Source organism: Actinomadura bangladeshensis (assembly GCF_004348335.1).
Lineage (GTDB): Bacteria > Actinomycetota > Actinomycetes > Streptosporangiales > Streptosporangiaceae > Spirillospora > Spirillospora bangladeshensis.
Window position 1 is genome coordinate 1 of record NZ_SMJW01000002.1, and the last position, 19,116, is coordinate 19,116.

General features: G+C 72.0%; 18 protein-coding genes. 10 read left to right on the forward strand and 8 right to left on the reverse strand.

The window, feature by feature from the left end:
* Window positions 1–716: 716 nt before the first annotated feature.
* Both E1284_RS00705 and E1284_RS00710 read right to left on the reverse strand, forming a co-directional pair.
* Complete coding sequence (locus E1284_RS00705) at window positions 717–1,334, reverse strand: pentapeptide repeat-containing protein (protein ID WP_131935929.1); 618 nt, start codon at window positions 1,332–1,334, stop codon at window positions 717–719.
* A 56-nt stretch (window positions 1,335–1,390) separates the two neighbouring features.
* A complete protein-coding gene (locus E1284_RS00710) occupies window positions 1,391–2,182 on the reverse strand; it encodes a Fic family protein (RefSeq protein WP_131935930.1) in 792 nt (263 codons plus the stop codon).
* A gap of 244 nt (window positions 2,183–2,426) precedes the next feature.
* On the opposite strand from E1284_RS00710, the gene acs reads away from it, so the two are divergent.
* The 5 genes from acs to E1284_RS00735 all read left to right on the forward strand — a co-directional run bounded on the left by acs (window position 2,427) and on the right by E1284_RS00735 (window position 7,871).
* Window positions 2,427–4,394: an acetate--CoA ligase gene (gene acs / locus E1284_RS00715; RefSeq protein ID WP_131935931.1), complete on the forward strand. Its 1,968-nt coding sequence runs from the start codon at window positions 2,427–2,429 to the stop codon at window positions 4,392–4,394.
* 310 nt (window positions 4,395–4,704) lie between these two features.
* The gene (gene nhaA / locus E1284_RS00720) at window positions 4,705–5,943 is read left to right on the forward strand and encodes a Na+/H+ antiporter NhaA (protein WP_243714173.1); all 1,239 of its coding nucleotides are present in this window, start codon (window positions 4,705–4,707) and stop codon (window positions 5,941–5,943) included.
* Window positions 5,944–5,956: 13 nt separating this feature from the next.
* Entirely contained in the window at window positions 5,957–6,415 is a 459-nt protein-coding gene (locus E1284_RS00725) for a phage holin family protein (protein WP_131935932.1), read from the forward strand.
* A gap of 8 nt (window positions 6,416–6,423) precedes the next feature.
* A complete protein-coding gene (locus E1284_RS00730) occupies window positions 6,424–7,347 on the forward strand; it encodes an alpha/beta fold hydrolase (RefSeq protein WP_131935933.1) in 924 nt (307 codons plus the stop codon).
* 170 nt (window positions 7,348–7,517) lie between these two features.
* On the forward strand, window positions 7,518–7,871 hold the full coding sequence (locus tag E1284_RS00735; RefSeq protein WP_243714174.1) for a DUF309 domain-containing protein: 354 nt from the start codon (window positions 7,518–7,520) through the stop codon (window positions 7,869–7,871).
* A 58-nt stretch (window positions 7,872–7,929) separates the two neighbouring features.
* Here the strand turns inward: E1284_RS00735 and E1284_RS00740 are convergent, their stop codons facing one another.
* The 3 genes from E1284_RS00740 to nth form a co-directional block, all read right to left on the reverse strand.
* Window positions 7,930–9,126, reverse strand: coding sequence for a MarP family serine protease (locus E1284_RS00740; protein ID WP_207923473.1), 1,197 nt, complete (start codon window positions 9,124–9,126; stop codon window positions 7,930–7,932).
* A 190-nt stretch (window positions 9,127–9,316) separates the two neighbouring features.
* Complete coding sequence (locus E1284_RS00745) at window positions 9,317–9,967, reverse strand: NUDIX hydrolase (RefSeq protein ID WP_424923460.1); 651 nt, start codon at window positions 9,965–9,967, stop codon at window positions 9,317–9,319.
* Between the two features lie 37 nt (window positions 9,968–10,004).
* Window positions 10,005–10,745 carry an endonuclease III gene (nth, locus tag E1284_RS00750; RefSeq protein WP_131935935.1) on the reverse strand — a complete coding sequence of 247 codons (741 nt, stop codon included), beginning with the start codon at window positions 10,743–10,745 and terminating at the stop codon, window positions 10,005–10,007.
* A 141-nt stretch (window positions 10,746–10,886) separates the two neighbouring features.
* On the opposite strand from nth, the gene E1284_RS00755 reads away from it, so the two are divergent.
* On the forward strand, window positions 10,887–12,143 hold the full coding sequence (locus tag E1284_RS00755; RefSeq protein WP_131935936.1) for a PucR family transcriptional regulator: 1,257 nt from the start codon (window positions 10,887–10,889) through the stop codon (window positions 12,141–12,143).
* A 23-nt stretch (window positions 12,144–12,166) separates the two neighbouring features.
* Here the strand turns inward: E1284_RS00755 and E1284_RS00760 are convergent, their stop codons facing one another.
* Window positions 12,167–13,615 (reverse strand): sigma-70 family RNA polymerase sigma factor, encoded by a 1,449-nt coding sequence (locus tag E1284_RS00760; RefSeq protein ID WP_165965068.1) that lies wholly within the window; start codon window positions 13,613–13,615, stop codon window positions 12,167–12,169.
* A 148-nt stretch (window positions 13,616–13,763) separates the two neighbouring features.
* Here E1284_RS00760 and E1284_RS00765 point away from each other — a divergent pair, with 148 nt between their 5' ends.
* The 3 genes from E1284_RS00765 to E1284_RS00775 all read left to right on the forward strand — a co-directional run bounded on the left by E1284_RS00765 (window position 13,764) and on the right by E1284_RS00775 (window position 16,663).
* Window positions 13,764–14,660: an SDR family NAD(P)-dependent oxidoreductase gene (locus E1284_RS00765; RefSeq protein ID WP_131935938.1), complete on the forward strand. Its 897-nt coding sequence runs from the start codon at window positions 13,764–13,766 to the stop codon at window positions 14,658–14,660.
* Entirely contained in the window at window positions 14,657–15,202 is a 546-nt protein-coding gene (locus E1284_RS00770; RefSeq protein ID WP_131935939.1) for a carboxymuconolactone decarboxylase family protein, read from the forward strand. Before E1284_RS00765 ends, E1284_RS00770 begins: the two co-directional genes overlap by 4 nt.
* A 105-nt stretch (window positions 15,203–15,307) precedes the next feature.
* A complete protein-coding gene (locus E1284_RS00775) occupies window positions 15,308–16,663 on the forward strand; it encodes an alpha/beta hydrolase (RefSeq protein ID WP_131935940.1) in 1,356 nt (451 codons plus the stop codon).
* Here the strand turns inward: E1284_RS00775 and E1284_RS00780 are convergent.
* The gene (locus tag E1284_RS00780; protein WP_131935941.1) at window positions 16,660–17,313 is read right to left on the reverse strand and encodes a TetR/AcrR family transcriptional regulator; all 654 of its coding nucleotides are present in this window, start codon (window positions 17,311–17,313) and stop codon (window positions 16,660–16,662) included. The genes E1284_RS00775 and E1284_RS00780 overlap by 4 nt on opposite strands.
* A gap of 230 nt (window positions 17,314–17,543) precedes the next feature.
* Here E1284_RS00780 and E1284_RS00785 point away from each other — a divergent pair, with 230 nt between their 5' ends.
* Window positions 17,544–18,230, forward strand: coding sequence for a Crp/Fnr family transcriptional regulator (locus tag E1284_RS00785; protein WP_131935942.1), 687 nt, complete (start codon window positions 17,544–17,546; stop codon window positions 18,228–18,230).
* A gap of 79 nt (window positions 18,231–18,309) precedes the next feature.
* On the opposite strand, the gene E1284_RS00790 is transcribed toward E1284_RS00785, so the two are convergent.
* The gene (locus tag E1284_RS00790; RefSeq protein ID WP_243714175.1) at window positions 18,310–19,095 is read right to left on the reverse strand and encodes an MBL fold metallo-hydrolase; all 786 of its coding nucleotides are present in this window, start codon (window positions 19,093–19,095) and stop codon (window positions 18,310–18,312) included.
* Between the last annotated feature and the right edge of the window lie 21 nt (window positions 19,096–19,116).

A 19,116-nucleotide genomic window follows, 5' to 3' on the forward strand; every position in this document is an offset into this window, starting at 1 on the left:
GCGGGCCGGCTCCGGAGGGGTAGAGCCGATCCGTTTCCAGGAAAGTCTCAGTTGCAGTTCAGGGTATGCCGTGCGTAAGTGAGCCCTATGGCGGAGGCAAACTCACTGACTCCAGTCTAGGCAGTTACAACATATGCTGCCCGATCGCCGAGAGTTCCGTCGAGGTGCAAACTCGCCCGCCAGATGACGATTTTTCTCCACTGGCAGGCAGGATGCACCCGCCGGGGCGCCGGGCGGCGCCATGCCCTCCACGGTAGGGCGTCCCGCGCCCGAGCACACGAAGTGCATCGGGACGGAAGTGGGAGCGTACAGCACATCTAAAGATCCTTCCGGCCGCATCCCCGATCGGCGGCCAAAAAGAAACGATCACGGTGAGTGATCAATTCTGGGACCGCTAAGGCGGTTACGGATAGTCCGGAATATCCCCTGTCGCCCCCATCAGGCACCCGTGTCCCGTCCGGTGCCGCGCTCCGACAGCCGGCCGGCCTTTCCGAAGAGGGGCTTGTCAACAGGGCAAATGAGGCGTAGACAGGGTCTACGGACCATGTGTCCGAGCACGGCAGCCGGGCACCCACGCGCGACCAGCCGCGGGAGGCGCGTCGAGACGGGCTTGACCCGATCCGACGGATTCGAGGTGCACGCTTGGTAACCCGGCCTGACGTGACTGGCGACGGCGTCCCTCAGCGGGGCGCCGTTCGCTCGGGGTTCCAGGCGCTTCAGGCGCGGACGTCCAGGCCGAGGGACGTCGCCAGGACGACCGCCTGATACGAGTCGATCATCGCGCCCCTCAGCCCGTTGGCGAACGGGTCCATCGCGGAGAGGTCGGTGCCGCGCAGATCACAGCCGGAGAAGTCCGCCTGGTGCAGTGCCGCGCCCGACAGGTCGACGCCGCGGATCTCCGCCCCCGCGCAGCGCGCACCGGTCAGGTCGGCCTCGCGCATGCGCACGTCCGTGAACGACGCCCGGCGCAGGTCGGCGCCCGGCAGACCCGTGAACGACCAGTCGCCGCCCTTCACCTTCAGCAGGTCGTACGTGCAGCCGTCGAACATGCTGCCCACGAGCTTGCATCCGGTGAATGTGGCGTCGAAGAACCCGCAGCGAACGAACGTGCAGTTCAGGAACGCCGCGTCAGTGTGGGTGGACGCATTGAAACGCACCCCGCGGAATGTGCAGTCGGTGAAGACGGCACCGACGCCGCCGGCCTCGGTCATGTCGACGTCCACGAACAGGACGCTCTCGTGGCTCTCGCCCGTCAGGTCGCGCGAATCCCAGTTCGCCGCCGAGATCGTGGTCTCGGTCGGGGGCGCAGGACGTCCGTGAATGCGTTCGGCCATCTGACCAGCATGGCCGCACCCACCGACAGAACGAACGCTCAGCCGCCGATGAATGCTCAGCCCCGCATAAAGGCTTCGCAGATCGCCTGCGAGTCCCTCGCGGCGGCGGCGATGGCGGACGAGCAGTGCGCGATCCACCGCGCGACGCCCTCGGACGTGCCGGACGAGTAGTCCCGCAAGGCCGACGCGTACTCGTCCTGCAGTTCCAGGTGCCCGACCTCCGGCGCGACCAGCGACTTGGGGTCGAGCCCACGGGACACCAAGGTGAGCCGCTGCGCGGCACGCGCGACCAGCCCGTCCCCCCAGCCGAACGGACGCAGCGTCAGCAACTCGCCGTGCACGATGGCCGAGACCACCAGCGCCGGCGCTTTCGTCGGGGAGGTCAAGAGCCCGCTAAGAGCATCGAGGCGCGCCGCCACCTCGGACGGCGACGGCGGCTCACCAAGGGCGAGGACGTCCTGCGAGACGGTGTCGGCCGAGCGCGGACGCCCCAGATCGGCGCCGTCGACCGCGTCCGCCGCCGCGAGGACGTGGAGCCGGGCGAGCGCCTGCCGGGGCGCCTTCCGCCAGGTCTCCGTCAACGTCCCGAGCTCGGCGGACACGCGCAGCGCGCCCTGCACGACGGGGTCGGACGGGCTGTCGGTGGTCCGGAGTTCCTCCAGCGTGACCGACGCGCCGTCCAGGACGGCGGACGCGCGGGCGCCGCGCAACGCGGACTCCGTGGACACCTCGGCACTGCGCCGCCGCAGGATGCGATGGCCGAGCAGCCGGTCGACGGCTTTGCGCGCGTCGTCCACGGCGCCGTCCACGCCGGGCAGTTTCGCTACATCAGCAAGGGCATCGGTCACGGCCCGACCCTATGCGGTCCGCACGAGCACTCGCGAAACGCCCCGCAGAAGCGTAGAACGGAGGCGGTTCCCGGATAGCGAACCAGGGAAGGCCACTCGTGTCGGGGATCACAACACCATCCGGAGCGTGGAGGCCGGTCGAGTTCGTCTTCCACATCAGGGACCCCGGCCTTGTGAAGACCGGGACCTTCCTGGTGAAGTGGGGATACCGGGCGACCCCGCATCACCTAGCAAGGAGTTCGCGTTGAGCCAGAACCAACAGACACTGTCGAACCTTCTGCAGGAGACGCGCCGTTTCGCCCCGCCCGCCGACCTCGCCGCCGACGCCAACGTGAAGGCCGACGCCTACGAGCAGGCGTCCGCGGACAGCCTCGCCTTCTGGGCGGAGCAGGCGGACCGGCTCACCTGGAGCAAGCGGTGGGACGACGTCCTCGACTGGAGCAACCCGCCGTTCGCCAAGTGGTACGTGGGCGGCGAGTTGAACGCGGCCTACAACTGCGTCGACCGGCACGTCGAGGCCGGGCGCGGAGCCAAGGTCGCGTACCACTGGGAGGGCGAGCCCGGCGACAGCCGCACGCTCACTTACGCCGACCTCCAGCGTGAGGTCAACAAGGCCGCCAACGCCCTGCTCGAACTGGGCGTCCGCAAGGGCGACCGGGTCGCGATCTACCTGCCGATGATCCCCGAGTTGCCGATCTCGATGCTCGCGTGCGCCCGCATCGGCGCGACGCACTCAGTGGTGTTCGGCGGCTTCTCGGCCGAGGCCCTCCGGACACGCATCGACGACGCGCAGGCCAAGCTCGTCATCACCGCGGACGGCGGGTTCCGGCGCGGCAAGCCGTCCGACCTCAAGGGCATCGTGGACGAGGCCGTCGCCCAGACGCCGACGATCGAGCACGTCCTCGTGGTGCGCCGCACCGGCGAGGAGGTCGCCGAGCACGACCGCGACCTGTGGTGGCACGACGTCGTCGACCGGCAGAGCGAGGAGCACACCGCCGAGCCCATGGACTCGGAGCACCCGCTGTACATCCTGTACACGTCGGGGACGACGGGTAAGCCCAAGGGCATCCTGCACACGACCGGCGGCTACCTGACCCAGTGCGCCTACACGCACTGGGCCGTGTTCGACCTCAAGCCCGAAACGGACGTCTACTGGTGCTCGGCCGACATCGGCTGGGTGACCGGGCACTCCTACATCGTGTACGGGCCGCTCGCCAACGGGTCGACCAGCGTCATCTACGAGGGCACGCCCGACACGCCCAACAAGGGACGCTGGTGGGACATCATCCAGAAGTACAAGGTGTCCATCTTCTACACCGCGCCCACGGCGATCCGCACGTTCATGAAGTGGGGCGACGACATCCCCGCGCAGTACGACCTGTCGTCCCTGCGCGTGCTCGGGTCCGTCGGCGAGCCGATCAACCCCGAGGCCTACATCTGGTACCGCAAGCACATCGGCGCCGACAGGACGCCGGTGGTCGACACGTGGTGGCAGACGGAGACCGGGGCCATCATGATCAGCCCGCTGCCCGGCATCACGGACGCGAAGCCGGGCGCGGCGATGCGCCCGCTGCCGGGGATCGGCGCGGACGTCGTGGACGACCAGGGCCGGTCGGTGCCGAACGGCGGCGGCGGGTTCATGGTGCTCCGCGAGCCGTGGCCGGCCATGCTCCGGACGATCTGGGGCGACGACGAGCGGTACATCAAGACGTACTGGTCCCGCTTCGACGGCCTCTACTTCGCCGGTGACGGCGCCAAGAAGGACGAGGACGGCGACATCTGGCTGCTCGGCCGCGTGGACGACGTCATGCTCGTGTCCGGGCACAACATCTCCACCACGGAGGTGGAGTCGGCGCTCGTGTCGCACCCGAAGGTCGCCGAGGCCGCGGTCGTCGGCGCGACCGACCCGGTGACCGGGCAGGCCATCGTCGCGTTCGTCATCCCGCGCGGCAGCGCCGGCGAGGAGGTCGAGGGCCCGGACTTCGCCAAGGAGCTGCGCGACCACGTCTCCAAGGCGCTCGGCCCGATCGCCAAGCCCCGGCAGATCATGATGGTGCCGGAGCTGCCGAAGACCCGCTCCGGCAAGATCATGCGCCGGCTGCTGCGGGACGTCGCCGAGAACCGCAGCATCGGTGACGTCACGACGCTGGCCGACAGCACGGTCATGGACCTGATCGCCGAGAAGCTCCCGGCCGCCAAGTCCGACGACTGACCGACCCACAGGAACGGCACACGAGAAAGACCCGACGAGAACGGCCCGCGCCCCCCGGGGACGCGGGCCGTTCCCGTTCCCTCGGCGGGCAGTCCACGAGCAGGCACGGGCGTCCACGGGCAGGCACGGGGAGGCGGTCCGGCGAGCGCAGCGGCCGAGTCCGGCGAGGTCGGCGGCCGCAGCGGCGCACCCTGCGTCAACTACAGTGGAAGGCGGTGCGCCGGGAAGTCTGGTCGGCAGGGACGTCCCGTAATGGTGCGGGCCGGTCCTTTGAAAGGAGATCCGTCCGCCGCTTTCCCGGGAGTTCCGCATGGCGCGCCCCACTGTGAGGCGCCGCGTCGCCGCGACGTGGCCGTTCCGTCCGACCGTCCGCTACGGCCAGCAGGTCGCCAGTGCACTGCGCATGGAGACCATCGGCGGCGTCGTGATGCTGCTGGCCGCGGTCGCCGCGCTGATCTGGGCCAACACTCCGTGGGCGGACGCCTATGAGCGCGTCCAGACGTTCGAGATCAGTCCGCATTGGTTGCATCTGGGGCATATGGACGTCCAGCACTGGGCGTCGAGCGGGCTGCTGGCGGTGTTCTTCTTCATCGCCGGGCTGGAGCTGCGCGAGGAACTGACGCACGGCGAGCTGCGCAATCCACGTGACGCGGCGCTGCCCGTCATAGCGGCCGCCGCCGGCGTGGCGGTACCCGCCCTCGTCTTCGTCATCGTGACCGCAGGGGAGCCGGGCGCACTGCGGGGCTGGGCCGTGCCCACGGCGACGGACATCGCGTTCGCGCTGGCCGTCCTGGCAGTAACGTTCACCTCATGCCCGGCTCCGCTGCGCGCGTTCCTGCTGACGCTCGCCGTGGTGGACGACATGATCGCCATCACCATCATCGCGCTCTTCTACAGCGAGACCGTGCACTGGACGTTCTTCGGCCTCTCCGCGCTCCTCGTCGCTGTGTACGGGGCGCTGCAGTACAAGAGCGTCCGCTCGCCGTGGCTGTACGTGCCCATCGCCCTCCTGGCCTGGTACTTCCTCCAGCGGAGCGGGATCCACGCGACGGTCGCCGCCGTGGCGCTCGGGATGCTCACGAGCCCCAGGGAGACCCCGGACGGACGGCCCACGAACGCCGAGCGCGCCGACCACTTCCTGCGGCCGTTCTCGGCGGGCGTGTGCGTGCCGGTCTTCGCGTTCCTGTCGGCGGGCGTCGGCCTCGGCATGGCCGAACTGGGCGCCGTGTTCACCGACCGGGTGGCCCTCGGAGTGATCGCCGGGCTGGTGATCGGTAAGTTCGTGGGGGTCTTCGGCGGCGCCTGGGCGGCGGTACGGCTCGGCCTGGCGACGCTCGGGGAGGACCTGCACTGGCATGAGATCGCGGGCGTCGCGCTCCTCGCCGGGGTGGGTTTCACCGTTTCGCTGCTGATCGGCGGTTTGGCCTATACCGACCCGTCACAATTCGAGAGAGTGACCACTGCGGTCCTGATCGCGAGCGTTCTCGCCTCGGCGGCCGCGGCGGTCGTCTTCCGGAGAAGGGTGCGTGTGCGCGCGCGCCCGCACTAAGGAGTAAAGCGATATGTCCGAGGCACTACCGGGCGAGCGCATCGAGGACAAGTCCGTCGGCGAGTTGGTCGCGCTGGCGTCCGGCAGCATCTCCGACCTGGTCAGGGCCGAGCTGACCCTGGCCAAGATGGAGCTGAAGGCCGACGCCAAGAAGGCGGCGCTCAGCAGCATGATGCTCACCATCGCCGCGGTGATGGGCGGGCTGATCGTCATCCTGCTGTCCATCGCGTTCGCGCTGGGGCTCACCGCGCTCGGCATCTGGTCGTGGGCGGCGTTCCTGATCGTCGCGGGCGTCTACGCGGTGCTCGCCGTCCTCCTGATGTGGCTCGCGAAGAAGATCGTCAAGCGGATCGAGGGCGCCAAGCGGACCCGCAAGACGCTGAAGGACGACTTCACCGCCCTGCGGCGCCGCGGCGACGCGAAGGCGATCGACGCCGAGGGCGGCCCCCGCAAGACCGAGCTGACGGACTGACCCACGCCATGTCCGGGCACGACGGGTCGCTGATCGAGGTCGACGGGCCGTGGACCCACCGGCAGGTCAGCGCCGGCGGGACGCGCTTCCACGTCGCCGAGGCCGGCGAGGGGCCGCTCGTCCTGCTGCTGCACGGCTTCCCCGGGTTCTGGTGGTCGTGGCACGACCAGCTGGTGTCGCTGCCCGCGGCCGGCTACCGGGCGGCGGCCGTCGACCTGCGCGGGTACGGCGGCAGCGACAAGCCGCCGCGCGGCTACGACCTGGTCACGCTGGCCGGGGACGCCGCCGGGCTGGTCCGCGCGCTCGGCGAGGCGAACGCGATCGTCGTCGGGCACGACTGGGGCGGGCTGCTCGCCTGGACGACGGCCGTCTACCACCCGAAGATCGTCCAGCGGCTGGCGGTGGTGAGCGCCCCGCATCCGCTGCGGCTGCGGCAGGCCATCGCCGGCGACCCGCGCGGCCAGGGGTGGGCGGCGCGGCACACGTTCGGCTTCCAGGTGCCGCTGTGGCCCGAACGGTGGCTCGTCCGCGACGACGCCGCGCTGGTGGGCAGGCTCCTGCACGACTGGTCCGGGCCGGGCTGGCCGGACGCGCGCACAGAGCAGCTCCTACGGAAGGCCGTGCAGATCCCTGGGGCGGCCCACAGCGCGCTGGAGTACCACCGCTGGTTGATCCGGTCGCAGGCCCGTCCGGACGGCATCCGCTACGCGCACCGTATGCGCGTCCCCATCCAGGCGCCCACGCTCCAGTTGCACGGTGCGCTCGACACGTGCACCCTTCCGGCGAGTGCCCAGGGCTCCGGCCGCTACGTGTCGGCCCCTTACCGCTGGAAGCTCATCGAGGGCGCGGGTCATTTCCCGCATCAGGAACGCCCGCGCGCGTTCGACGCGCAACTCCTCGGCTGGCTCGCCGACCCCGAGCCCGACCGCTGACCCGGCACCTGACCGCTGGCCCCCGACCGCCGACCCGGAGTTCGGCCGACGCAACCCGGGCGTACGGTGGAGCCATGCGGGATCGGGACGAGTCTGGACGCCCACGCAACGCACGCCCACGGGACGCCTACGGACGTCCGCTGCCCCACGGCGCCACCGGCATACCCACCATGCCGGACGACCTCGACATGCCTCCCGGTGAGGCACTGCAAGAGGCACAGAAGCTCCTGGACGCAGACCGCCCCTTCCATGCCCACGAGGTACTGGAGGCGGTGTGGAAATCGTCCCCGGAGCCTGAACGAGAACTCTGGCGTGGCCTCGCCCAGGTCGCCGTGGGGATCACCCATCTCCGCCGGGGAAACGCACACGGCGCTGAGGCGCTTCTAAGCCGCGCCGCCGAACGTCTCGTCCCGTACGAAACAGGTGCTCCACACGGCATCGACGTACGCGGAGTCGTCCAACGCGCCCGTGACCTGGCCGCAAGCCCCGAGAACGGCCCCGTGACCCTTCAGCTCACGCTCTAGCCCATCTCGGCCGCGGGCAGCCTTCCAGCTCGTGGTGTGGCACCGTCCGGCGGACCGGCTAGTCGGAGCAGCTCTGCGTGGAGACGGGGGTCGTGGCCTGGGCGCCCGCGCGCGCGTCGGGAGCGACCTCTTCGGCGGTGAGCGCGTAGCCGGTGGACGGCGTGTCGAGCGCCGCCGCGAAGATGACGCCGTAGACGCGCCCGTCCGTGGACAGCAGCGGCCCGCCCGAGTTGCCCGGCTCGACCCTGCCGCGGATGGCGTAGATCTCCCGGCTGACCTGCCCGGAGTGGTAGATGTCCGGGCCGCGCGCCGTCTGCCGGGCGCGGATCCGGGCGGCGCCCGCCGTGAACGGCTGGTTCTTCGGGAACCCGGCGATGATCGCGTCGTCGCGGACGCGGGCCTCCGTGGCGAACTCCAGCGTCGGCGCCCGCAGCCCCGGCACGTACAGCACGGCGACGTCGCGCTTGGGGTCGTACAGGACGACCCGCCCGCGGTTGCTGTCGCCGTTGATGGTCGACACCTTGGACGCCCCGCGCGCACCGGCGACGACGTGCGCGTTGGTCATGATGTGCTGCGGCGCGAACACGAACCCGGTGCCCTCGATGCGGCGCTGGCACTGCGGCGCCGTGCTGACGACCTTCACGATGCTGTTCTTGGCGGCCTTCAGGCCCCTGGTGCTCAGCACCGACTCGTCCGGCGGCGGCACCTGCACCACCGACTCGCCGCCGAGGCCGTTGAACACCTGCGGGAACTCGCTGCTCTTCACGAACCCCTGGAACGAGGTGAACCACGTCTGCGCCTGCTGCGGCATCACGTCGTTGATGCCGTTGATGATCGAGGAGCCCTTGACCTGCGTCCGGACGGGCTTGAACTCGGAGTTGGCGACCAGGCTGCCGAAGAACCACGCGACGATCAGCAGCGACAGCGCGCTGACGAACGTGCCGCCGACCGCGTCCGCGGTGCGCGCGTTCATGCCGGTCACCCGGTTGCGCAGGACGGCGCCGACGGACGAGGCGATCAGCTGCCCGAGGGTGGCGGCGAGGAACGCGATCACGATGGCGAGCAGCGCCTGCTGCGCGGCCCCGTCCACCGCCGCCTCGGCGATCGGCGGGGCGATCAGCACGCCGACGACGCCGCCGCCGACGAAGCCCGCGAAGCTGAGCAGGCTCACGATGAAGCCCTGCCGGTAGCCCGAGACTCCGAACAGCACGACGAGCACGAGCAGGATGAGGTCGAGAACGTGGTCGTGCAGCACCGCTTCACCGTATAGGGCCGGGCTGCCGGTTCACGTCCCCTCGATGTACCAGATTCGGGTGCGGCGGGTAGCCGTCCGGGGTGACACGCGGGCGTGACCAGGGCCGTACCCTCCGGAAACGCCGCCCTGACCTGCGGATCATGCGCGCCGCGAGCCAGAGGTACCGGTTTGGTCGCAGTCGAGGTGATTCTCAGCTGCGGGCGGAGAGATCCAGGACCTCGCGCGGCAGGTCCTCGACCCGTGAGGTGTCCCACGGCGCGTTCCAGCCCCCGGCGTCCAGGACCTGGGTGAGCAGCGCCGCCGTGAACCCCCACACCAGCATGTCGCGGACGTGGAACGCCGGCCCCAGCCGGAGCCCGGACGGATGCCGCACCATCAGCCGGTTCGCGGGGTCGACCAGCTCGTCCAGCGGGACGCGGGCGACCATCGCGACCTCCCCCGGATGGCCGGGCGCGATCTCCGACGGCTCCCGCCACCAGCCGGCGACGGGCGTGACGCGGTGCGCGCTGTGCGACAGGTACAGCTCGGGCAGCGTGCACAGGACGTCCACACCGGCCGGTTCGACGCCGGCCTCCTCCCACGCCTCGCGCAGCGCCGCCGCAACCGGGCCGGTGTCCTCGGGGTCGATGCGGCCGCCGGGGAACGCGGGCTGCCCGGCGTGGTTGTTCAGCGTGGCGGCGCGCTCGGTGAGCAGCACGTCGGGGCCCTCCGGGCCCTCGCCGAAGAGGATCAGGACGGCGGCGGCGCGGGCGCCCGGCGCGGGCCGGAACATCGGCGGCACCGGGGTCTTCGGGCCTTCCTCGCGAAAACGGTCGAGCCAGCTGGGGGCGGTGTGGGTCACGTTCGTCCCAACCTCGCAACGGCCGCCTTGCTTCCCGTCATGAGAACGGCCCCGGTTTGACGAGCTTGCGCGCGGTCTCCTCGTCGGTCGGCCCCTCGCCGAAGGACGGGCACAGCCGGGCGAGCGGGCACGCCCCGCAGGCGGGACGGCGGGCATGGCAGATCCGGCGGCCGTGCCAGATGAGCCTGTGCGACAGCATCGTCCAGTCCTTGCGCGGGATGAGTTCGCCGATCTCCTGTTCGACTTTCACGGGGTCGTCTTCGGTCGTCCAGGCGAAACGCCGTGCGAGGCGGCCGAAGTGGGTGTCGACGGTGATCCCGGGGACGTCGAACGCGTTCCCCAGGACGACGTTGGCCGTCTTACGCCCGACCCCGGGCAGCTTGACGAGGTCTTCCAGCCGCCCGGGGACCTCGCCGCCGAACTGGTCGCGCAGTGCCGCGGACAGCCCCATGACCGACTTGGTCTTGGCGCGGAAGAACCCGGTGGGCTTCAGGATCGCCTCGACGTCCTCGGGATCGGCGGCCGCGAGGTCCTCCGGGGTGGGGTACTTGGAGAACAGCAGCGGTGTCGTCAGGTTGACCCGCATGTCGGTGGTCTGCGCCGACAGGACGGTCGCGACGAGGAGCTCGAACGGGGTGCCGAAGTTCAGCTCGCAGTGCGCGTCCGGGTAGGTCTCGGCCAGGACCCGGTTCATCCGGCGCGCACGCCGGACGAGCGCCAGCCGTGACTCGTCCTTCCACTTCCGGGCACGCGCCTTCGGGGACGCCTCCGTCGCCATAACGGCCAGCCTACGGCGTCCGCACCGCGATCAGGCCGGACGGGCTCCCGGCGGGGCGGGCGGCCGAACTTTCCGGCCGAGGCGCGTAATCGGGCCGGGGGCGGACCGTCTCTCCTGCACGTCGTTCCCGAAGGAGATCTCATGTCCGACCTCAGCCAGGTGGTCCGCCTTCCCGTTCGCCGGATCGAGCTCGATCTGTCGTTCGAGGGCGCCGCCCGGATCGCCGAGGATCTCCGGGCGCACGTGCCGGGCATCGCGGCGGAGGCGGCGCACCGGATCGAGCAGCGGCTGCCGGAGTTCGCCCGGCCGCACGACCCCCGGTACGCCAAGGCGATGCGGCTGGGCGTCGAGTGCGCCATCGGCCACTTCCTGGAGCTGATGGCCGATCCCGGCGCGTCCTCGGCGGAGGTGGTGGAGTTCTGGCGGCAGATCGGCGTCGGGGAGGCGAGCGAGGGCCGGACGCTGGACGCCTGGCAGGCGGCGACCCGGATCGGGACGGGCCTCGCGGTGGAGCAGCTCACCGAGTGCGCCGAGCGGCTCGGCCACCGGACGAGCCCGGCCGCGATCGCGGCGATCGCCAACGCGGCCCTGGACTACCTGAACCAGGTGGCGGCGTTCGTCGCCGAGGGCCACGCGGACGCCGCCGCCCGCGCCGCCGGCGCGCACCAGGAGCACCGGCGGCGGCTGCTGGAGCTGCTGCTGGCCGGCTCGCCGCGCGCGGAGCTGCGCGGCCCGGCGCAGGAGGCGGACTGGGTGCTGCCCCGCACGGTCGCCGCCGTCGCCCTCCGCGAGCGCGGGCCCGACACCCGGCATCCGGTGCTGCCCCCGGACGTCCTGCCGGGCCTGCACCTGTCCGAGCCGTGCCTGATCGTCCCCGACCCGGAGGGCCCCGGCCGCGCCCGGATGCTGGAGAAGCACCTGACCGGCTGGACGGCCGCGATCGGCCCGGCGGTCGCGGTCGCGGAGGCGGGCGCGTCGCTGCGGCTCGCGCGCGAGGCGCTGGAGCTGGCCTGCCAGGGGCTGATCAGCGCCGCGTCGCCGGTGGCCGCCGAGCGGCACATGCCGATCGTCGTGATGATGCGGGAGCGGGTCCTGGTCGAGAAGGTGATCGACCGGCGGCTCGGGCCGCTGCTGGGCGCCCGCCCGGCGCAGCGCTACCGGCTGGCCGAGACGCTGCTGACCTGCCTGGAGTGCGGGTTCAACGCGACGGAGGTGTCGAGCCGCCTGCACCTGCACCCGCAGACCGTCCGGTACCGGCTGCGGCAGCTGGAGGACCTGTTCGGCGACGCGCTGCACACGACGTCCGACCGGCTGGAGCTGCACATGGCGCTGCACGCATGGCTCGCCCTCAACGCCGAGCCCGCCGCCGCCGCGCGCGACGACCTGAGCTACGGATGAGCGCCGATGTCAGCCGGACACGGTCAGCCGGACGCCTCGACGGCCCAGCCCTGCGCCGCCATCCCCGCGTAGGAGGACGGTTTCAGCGACACCGGTTTCAGCCCGGACCAGCTCGCCTGCAGGTAGTAGCCCTCGCCGTTGCCGAGCCGGTAGACCGAGGGCGCGGTCCGCACCAGCGTCCATACCTGGTGCGGGCCGCCGCACGGCGCCATGACCACCGAGTACTCGCTGCCGCCCTCCCACGGGACGCCCGCCGACGCCTCGCCCCGGCTCATGCACTGCCCGGTGGACGCGCTCGTCAGCGTGAAGCCCCCGGCGGTGTTCGTGCGCTTCCACCCGGTCGCCGAGTCGGAGCAGGAGCGCTGGACGACCGCCGTCCCGCTCGGTGCCAGGCAGGACTGCAGCGTCGTGTTGCGCACCCGGTAGGGGCCCGCGCCGGACGCGCCGCCGGAGTCGTCACCGGGGGCCGTGCCGCCCGTGCCGGGGGTCCGGGTGGCGACGGCGTAGTCGGATTGGCGGACGTCCTGCGGCGCCGACGGGGTCCTGGTCACGGGGACGGCGGAGCTCGGCGGGGCGGCCTCCGGCCGGGGCGCCGGCGCGCCGTCCCCTCCCGTTCCGAAGATGATGATCGCGATCCCGGTCGCGACGCCGCCCGCCACGGCCGCGGGCAGCGCCCAGCCGGCTCCGGCCCCCGCCGGGACGAGGGGGCTGAACGGCGCCGACGGCGCGCCGAGCAGCACCGCGCCGATGGGCAGCGCGCGCCGCAGCCGGCCGTTGAGGTCGGTCATCTCCCTGGCCGCGCGGCGGCATTGCGCGCAGGACTCCAGGTGCCGGCGCAGCGCGCGGGTGCGGCGGCGGCCGGGGCGGCGCACGTTCGCGGCGAGCTGCGCGGTGAACTCGGCGCATTCGGGGCGTGCCCCCGCGCCGGCGGCGAGGAACGCCTGCCGGAGCCCCTCGCGCGCGCGGAACGACAGCTGGGAGACCGCGCCCTTCTCCATGCCGAGCAGCTCCGCGACCCGCGCGACGGGCTCGTCCTCGATGACCGTGTACCAGAGGACGGTCTGCCACCGCTCGGGCAGGGAGCGGAACGCGCGCACGAGCGCGTCCAGCTCATCGACGTCCGGGGCCGGGTCGTCCTCGGGCGCGGCGGCCCAGTCGGCGACCTGGTCGGTCACGACGGTGCGGCGTTCGCCGCGGGCCCAGTCGGTGGCCGTGTTCCGGACGACGGTGTACAGGTACGGCCGGCAGGCGTCGCGCGGCCCGCGGCCCTGGCGCATCGCCGCGAACGTGCGGGTGAACGCCTCGCTGGCCAGATCCTCGGCCAGGTGCTGGTCGCGGACTAACCCCCGCGCGTACCGCAGCACCGCCGTGTGATGGCGCCTGAACAGCTCGTCCGACGCCTGCTCGTCGCCCTCCCCGGCGGCCGCCAGCAGGTCGGCGTCCGGCCGCGCGTCCACGCCCGCTACCACCACGCCATCCAACCCATCGCCCGCATGTCACCACAACCCTCAGAGGTCGCCTCTCACCGGACGAAGAGACGCCGGTTCCGGACGGCGATTACGGGAATTCCCGAGATGATCTTAAAAAGACGAGAATGTTCATTAATGGTAGAGTCACGGGATGATCCTTGACTCCTTCCGGTGGGACTCGTCCCCGTGGCCGGCGACCCTCGCCGGACGCCGGGTCCTGATCACCGGCGCGGCGCGGGGCATCGGCGCGGCCCTCGCCGCCCGGCTGCACGAGCGCGGCGCCCGCGTCGCCCTCGCCGGCCTGGAACCCGACCTGCTCGCCGCCGTCGCCGCGGACTGCGGATCCGCCCCCTGGTGGACGTGCGACGTGACCGACCGCGACCGGGTCGAGGAGGTCGCGGGCCTCGCCGTCCGCGAACTCGGGGGGCTGGACGTGGCCGTCGCCAACGCGGGCGTGGCCGCGCAGATGCCGATCATCGGCGGCGACCCGTCCGTGCTGGAGCAGAGCCTCCGCGTGAACGTGCTGGGCGTCTACAACACGCTCCGGGCCGCCGGCCCGCACCTGAGCCATGAGCGCGGCTATGCGCTGGCCATCGCCTCGCTGGCGGCGGCCGTCCAGGCGCCGCTGCTCGGTGCCTACAGCGCGTCCAAGGCCGCGGTCGAGGCGCTGGGCAACACGTTCAGAGCCGAGTTGAGGCCGTGGGGCGCGAAGGCGGGCGTCGCCTACTTCGCCGAACTCGACACCGACATGACGCGGCGCGGGTTCGGGACCGAGGCCGCGGCCGCCCTGACCAACTCGGGCCGCGCGAGCAGCATCGTCTCGGCGGTCACGCCGTTGAAGGCGGGCATCGACGCGCTGGAGCGCGGGATCGCCCGCCGCTCGAAGCGCGTCGTCGCCCCCTGGTGGGTCGGCGGCGTGCTGCCGGCCCGGATGCTCGCGCAACCCCTCGTCGACGCCGCCGCCCAGCGCGGGCTGCGCGACATCCTGGACATCGCGCGGAAGGAGCAGGTCGAACTGACCACGCCGCAACCGGACTCCGACCGGTGACGACGCCGCGCGTCCCTCCGGGCGGCCGCCGCGATGTCGGGGTCGTGAACTGGCTCGCCTGCGGGGTCGCCGGTCTCGTGGCCGGAACCGGCCCGCCCAACCTGTTCCTGACGCTGGCGCGCCGCCGCGGCCTGTTCCGCGGCTGGCTGTGGTTCGCCGGGCGGCTCATGCCCGGCGGCACCCTGCCGCGCCGCGAGACCGAACTGGTGATCCTGCGCGTCGCGCATCTGCGCGACTGCCGCTACGAGTTCGACCACCACGTCCGCATCGCGGGCCGCTGCGGCGTCCGCAAGCGGGACGTCGAGCGGGTGAAGGACGGCCCGTCCGCCGAGGGCTGGACGCCGCGCGAGCGGGCGATCCTCGCCGCGGCCGACGGGCTGCACGCCGACCGGGACCTGGACGATGCCACCTGGACGCGCCTCCGCGCCCACCTCACCGAAGGGGAGTGCGTGGAGCTGACGATGCTCGTTGCCCACTACGAAATGCTCGCCACCGTGATCGCGACCCTCCGCGTCCAACCCGACCACCCTCGCCACTCCTGACCAGCCCCCGCCCCTGACCAGCCCCCGTCCTGACCAGCCGCCGCCGTGCATCGGCGCGGCCCTGTGCCCACTCGTTTCCCCCATCGAGCCAACGAGGTCACTGTCATGCGCCCAACTCCCCTCACCGCGGTATTACTGGCTCTCACCACGGCGTCCGCCGGGCTCGTCACGCCCGCTCAGGCCGCCGAGCGCGGCGTCCAGTTCACCGACGGCGGCGGTATCCACGTCGTGAAGGTGGCGCGTATCGACGACCGGCAGTACGCGGTGCGGGTGAGCACGGCCGCGCTGGGACGGGCCGTGGACGTCCGCATTCTCCTCCCGACCGGGTACGAGCGGCGGGCGAGCGCGCGGTACCCCGTCCTCTACCTGTTCCACGGGACGTCCGGACGGGCCTCCGACTGGGTCGACGCCGGCGACGCGGAGCGGACGACCGCCGGACGGCCGCTGATCACCGTCATGCCGGACGCGGGCTTCGACGGCAACGGCGGCGGCTGGTTCACCGACTGGGCCGACCCGGCCACCGTGCTGGGGCCGTCCAAGTGGGAGACCTTCCACGTCGGCCAGCTGATCCCGTGGATCGACCGCAACCTGCGCACGGTCGCCCGCCGCGAGGGCAGGGCGGTCGCCGGGCTGTCCCAGGGCGGGTTCGGGGCGATGAGCTACGCGTCCCGGCATCCGGCGCTGTTCGTGTCCGCCGCGTCGTTCTCCGGCGCGCCCGACATCGCCTCCAACCCGGTCGTCGCGGCGGGCGCGGCCGCCGTCGTCTCCTACATCGCGGTCGCGCTCGACGGGGTCGGCCCGGACGCGATCTTCGGCTCCCCGCTCACCGACGCGATCAACTGGCGCGGCCACGACCCCGCCGACCTCGCGTCCAACCTGCGCGGCATGCGGCTCTCGCTCTACACCGCGACCGGCGTCCCGGGGCCGCTCGACCCGCCGGCGCCCGATCCCGCCGCCATCGGCATCGAGGCCCTCACGCACGTCTCCACGGCCGGCTTCCACCGGCGGCTGGACGAGCTGAAGATCCCGAGCCGCTACACCGACTACGTGTTCGGCACCCACACGTTCCCCTACTGGGCCCGCGACCTGCGGCAGTACATCGGCCCGCTGATGCGGACGTTCGCCGACCCGCCGCGTCCGCCCGCGAAGATCTCCTACCGGTCGATCGACCCGAACTGGTCGCAGTGGGGCTGGACGGTCGCGCTCAAGCGGCGCAACGCCCGGGAGTTCAGCGTGCTCTCCAAGGCGTCCAGGACGGGTTTCACGCTACGGGCCGCCGGAACCGCCACGGTGACGACACCGGCGTCCTACCGTCCTGGCACGCGTGCCGTACTCCGCGTCACGCAGGGGAGGAAGCACAGCGTCATCAGGGCGACTGCTGGGCCGTACGGGCGCCTCACCGCCACGCTCCCGCGCACACACAGCGTCACCACAACGCGGGTGACCATCACCGCACGCTAGCGGGCGTCCAGGGCTCCCGATCGCAGAAGCAGGCGCACATGCTCGATGATCGGGGGCCCGATGGCCCGCAGCGCCTCCATGTCGCCCGCCGCGATCGCGGGCGTCACCATCGAACTCACCGCGCCCACGATCACCTGACAGGCGAACTCGCCCTCCGCGCCGGTCACGCCCATGAGGCCCGCCAGGGCCTCGGCCAGCGCGCGCTGTATCTCCGACCGCTGCCGGATGGCCTCCGGACCGGCCGCGTACACCTCCACCAGGAACAGCCGCGCGTACCCCGGTTCGGACGCCAGCGCCTCCAGGTAGGCGGTCACGACGCTCTCGAACCTCGCCGCCGGGTCGCCCTGGCCACCTTCGGAGGTCCCCACGGCGACTTCCAGCCGCCGGCTGAGCAGTTCGCTCGCCTTCCCGAACGCGGCCATGAAGCAGTCGAGCTTGGACGAGAACAGCCCGTAGAAGCTCTGCCTGGACACCCGGGCCCGTTTGAGGACGTCCTCAACCGAGGTTCCGACGTATCCTTTCTCCGCCATGGCCGCGGCCATGGCCGCGCAGAGGCGGTCGCGGTGCACCCGCTCGACCTCCGCGCGGGACAGCGCGTGGCGGCCCCGCGGAAGCCGGCGCGGCGAGGGGCCGGACACCGAGCTCTGCATCCGCTCAGGGTAAGGCACGCGCGCCACCCGTCCGGCTCGTCCCTTAATCCGGTGATGAGACCGCTGTGATGGCATTCACCCAGTGGTCCGTACACTGGGCAAACGGGACCATGACCGCCGTGGGACGCAGTACCCCCCGGTCCCGCGTTTCGGCGCGCCGTGACCCTGCCTTCACGCACGCGGTGGGACGTACGTCACACTAGTCATGTAGGTGTTCGAGGAGGAGAAGCGTGACCGATCGCGACGTGGACGTTCTGAGCAGAGCCCCGCTCTTCGAGGCCCTCGACGAGCAGGGCGCCAAGGCACTGCGCGCCAACGTGACCGAGGCGCGGCTCGCGCGCGGTCAGACGCTGTTCAACGAGGGGGAGACCGGGGACCGCCTGTACGTGGTCCTGGAGGGCAAGATCAAGCTGACCCGGACGGCGCCGGACGGCCGGGAGAACCTGCTGAGCGTGCTCGGCCCCAGCGAGATGTTCGGCGAGCTGTCGCTGTTCGACCCCCGCCCCCGGACCGCGAGCGCCATCGCCGTCACCGAGTGCCGCCTCGCCGGCCTCGGCCACGACGACCTGCGCCCCTGGCTCACCGGGCACCCCGAGGTCGCCGTCCAGCTGCTGCGCGCGCTGGCCCAGCGGCTCCGCAAGACCAACGACGTCATGGCCGACCTCGTCTTCACCGACGTCCCCGGCCGCGTCGCCAAGGCGCTGCTCGACCTCGCGGAGCGGTTCGGCCAGCCGTCCGAGGCGGGCCTGCACGTCCACCACGACCTCACGCAGGAGGAACTGGCGCAGCTCGTCGGCGCCTCCCGCGAGACGGTCAACAAGGCGCTCGCGGACTTCGCCCAGCGCAACTGGCTGCGCATCGAGGCGCGCGCCGTCGTCATCCTCGACATCGAGCGCCTCCGCAAGCGCTCCAAGTAGGCACGCCCGCGTCCAACGCCAGGCGTCCGACCGGCCCGGCGCTCAGCGTTGGACCCCGGCGCCCACGGCGCCGTCCGGGTCAGCGGCGGGAGTCGAGGTAGTCGAGCTGCGCCTGGACGGACCATTCCGCCGCGGGCCACAGGGACTTGTCCACGTCGGCGTACACGCGTTCGACGACCTCGCGGGCGGTGCGCGCCCCCGCCTCCACGGCCGCCTCGACCTGGGCGAGGCGCTCCCGGCGATGGTCGATGTAGTGGTCGAGGACGGCGATCGGGTCGTCCAGCTTGGGGCCGTGGCCGGGGAGGATGGTGGCGGCCTCCACATCGGCGGAGAACCTGCGGAGCCGGTCCAGGGAGCCGAGGTAGTCGCCGAGGCCGCCCTCCAGCACGGTCGTCCCGTACCCGAGGACGGTGTCGCCGGTGAGGACGGCGCCGTCCGCCGGCAGCCAGAAGGTCAGCGAGTCGTCGCTGTGGCCCGGCGTCTCCATGATCCGCAGCTCCAGGCCGCCCGTGGTGACGACGTCCCCCTCCGCGAGCCCCTCGTCACCGAGCCGGTGCCTGGGGTCGAGCGCCCGCACCTTGACCGGCCCGCCGGCCAGTTTCGCGAGCCTGCCCGCGCCCGCCGAGTGGTCGGGGTGTCCGTGGGTGAGCAGGACGAGCCCCACCCGCCGGCCCTGCGCCTCGATGACGTCCAGGACGCGCCTGAGGTGCTTGCCGTCCTTCGGCCCGGGATCGACGACGACGGCCTCGTCCGCCTCCGGCTCGGCGATGATCCAGGTGTTCGTGCCGTCCAGGGTCATGGCGGACGGGTTCGGAGCGAGCACGCAGGTCGCCCGTTCGGTACCCATCCCGTCAATCTCGGTCATATCCCCCATCCTGCCCGAGGC

Coding starts and splice junctions, on each gene's coding strand:
- E1284_RS00705 (WP_131935929.1), bottom strand. CDS start 1,334: ATGGCCGAACGCATTCACGGACGTCCTGCGCCCCCGACCGAGACCACG.
- nhaA (WP_243714173.1), top strand. CDS start 4,705: ATGGCGCGCCCCACTGTGAGGCGCCGCGTCGCCGCGACGTGGCCGTTC.
- E1284_RS00725 (WP_131935932.1), top strand. CDS start 5,957: ATGTCCGAGGCACTACCGGGCGAGCGCATCGAGGACAAGTCCGTCGGC.
- E1284_RS00730 (WP_131935933.1), top strand. CDS start 6,424: ATGTCCGGGCACGACGGGTCGCTGATCGAGGTCGACGGGCCGTGGACC.
- E1284_RS00735 (WP_243714174.1), top strand. CDS start 7,518: ATGCCGGACGACCTCGACATGCCTCCCGGTGAGGCACTGCAAGAGGCA.
- nth (WP_131935935.1), bottom strand. CDS start 10,745: ATGGCGACGGAGGCGTCCCCGAAGGCGCGTGCCCGGAAGTGGAAGGAC.
- E1284_RS00755 (WP_131935936.1), top strand. CDS start 10,887: ATGTCCGACCTCAGCCAGGTGGTCCGCCTTCCCGTTCGCCGGATCGAG.
- E1284_RS00765 (WP_131935938.1), top strand. CDS start 13,764: ATGATCCTTGACTCCTTCCGGTGGGACTCGTCCCCGTGGCCGGCGACC.
- E1284_RS00775 (WP_131935940.1), top strand. CDS start 15,308: ATGCGCCCAACTCCCCTCACCGCGGTATTACTGGCTCTCACCACGGCG.
- E1284_RS00780 (WP_131935941.1), bottom strand. CDS start 17,313: ATGCAGAGCTCGGTGTCCGGCCCCTCGCCGCGCCGGCTTCCGCGGGGC.
- E1284_RS00790 (WP_243714175.1), bottom strand. CDS start 19,095: ATGACCGAGATTGACGGGATGGGTACCGAACGGGCGACCTGCGTGCTC.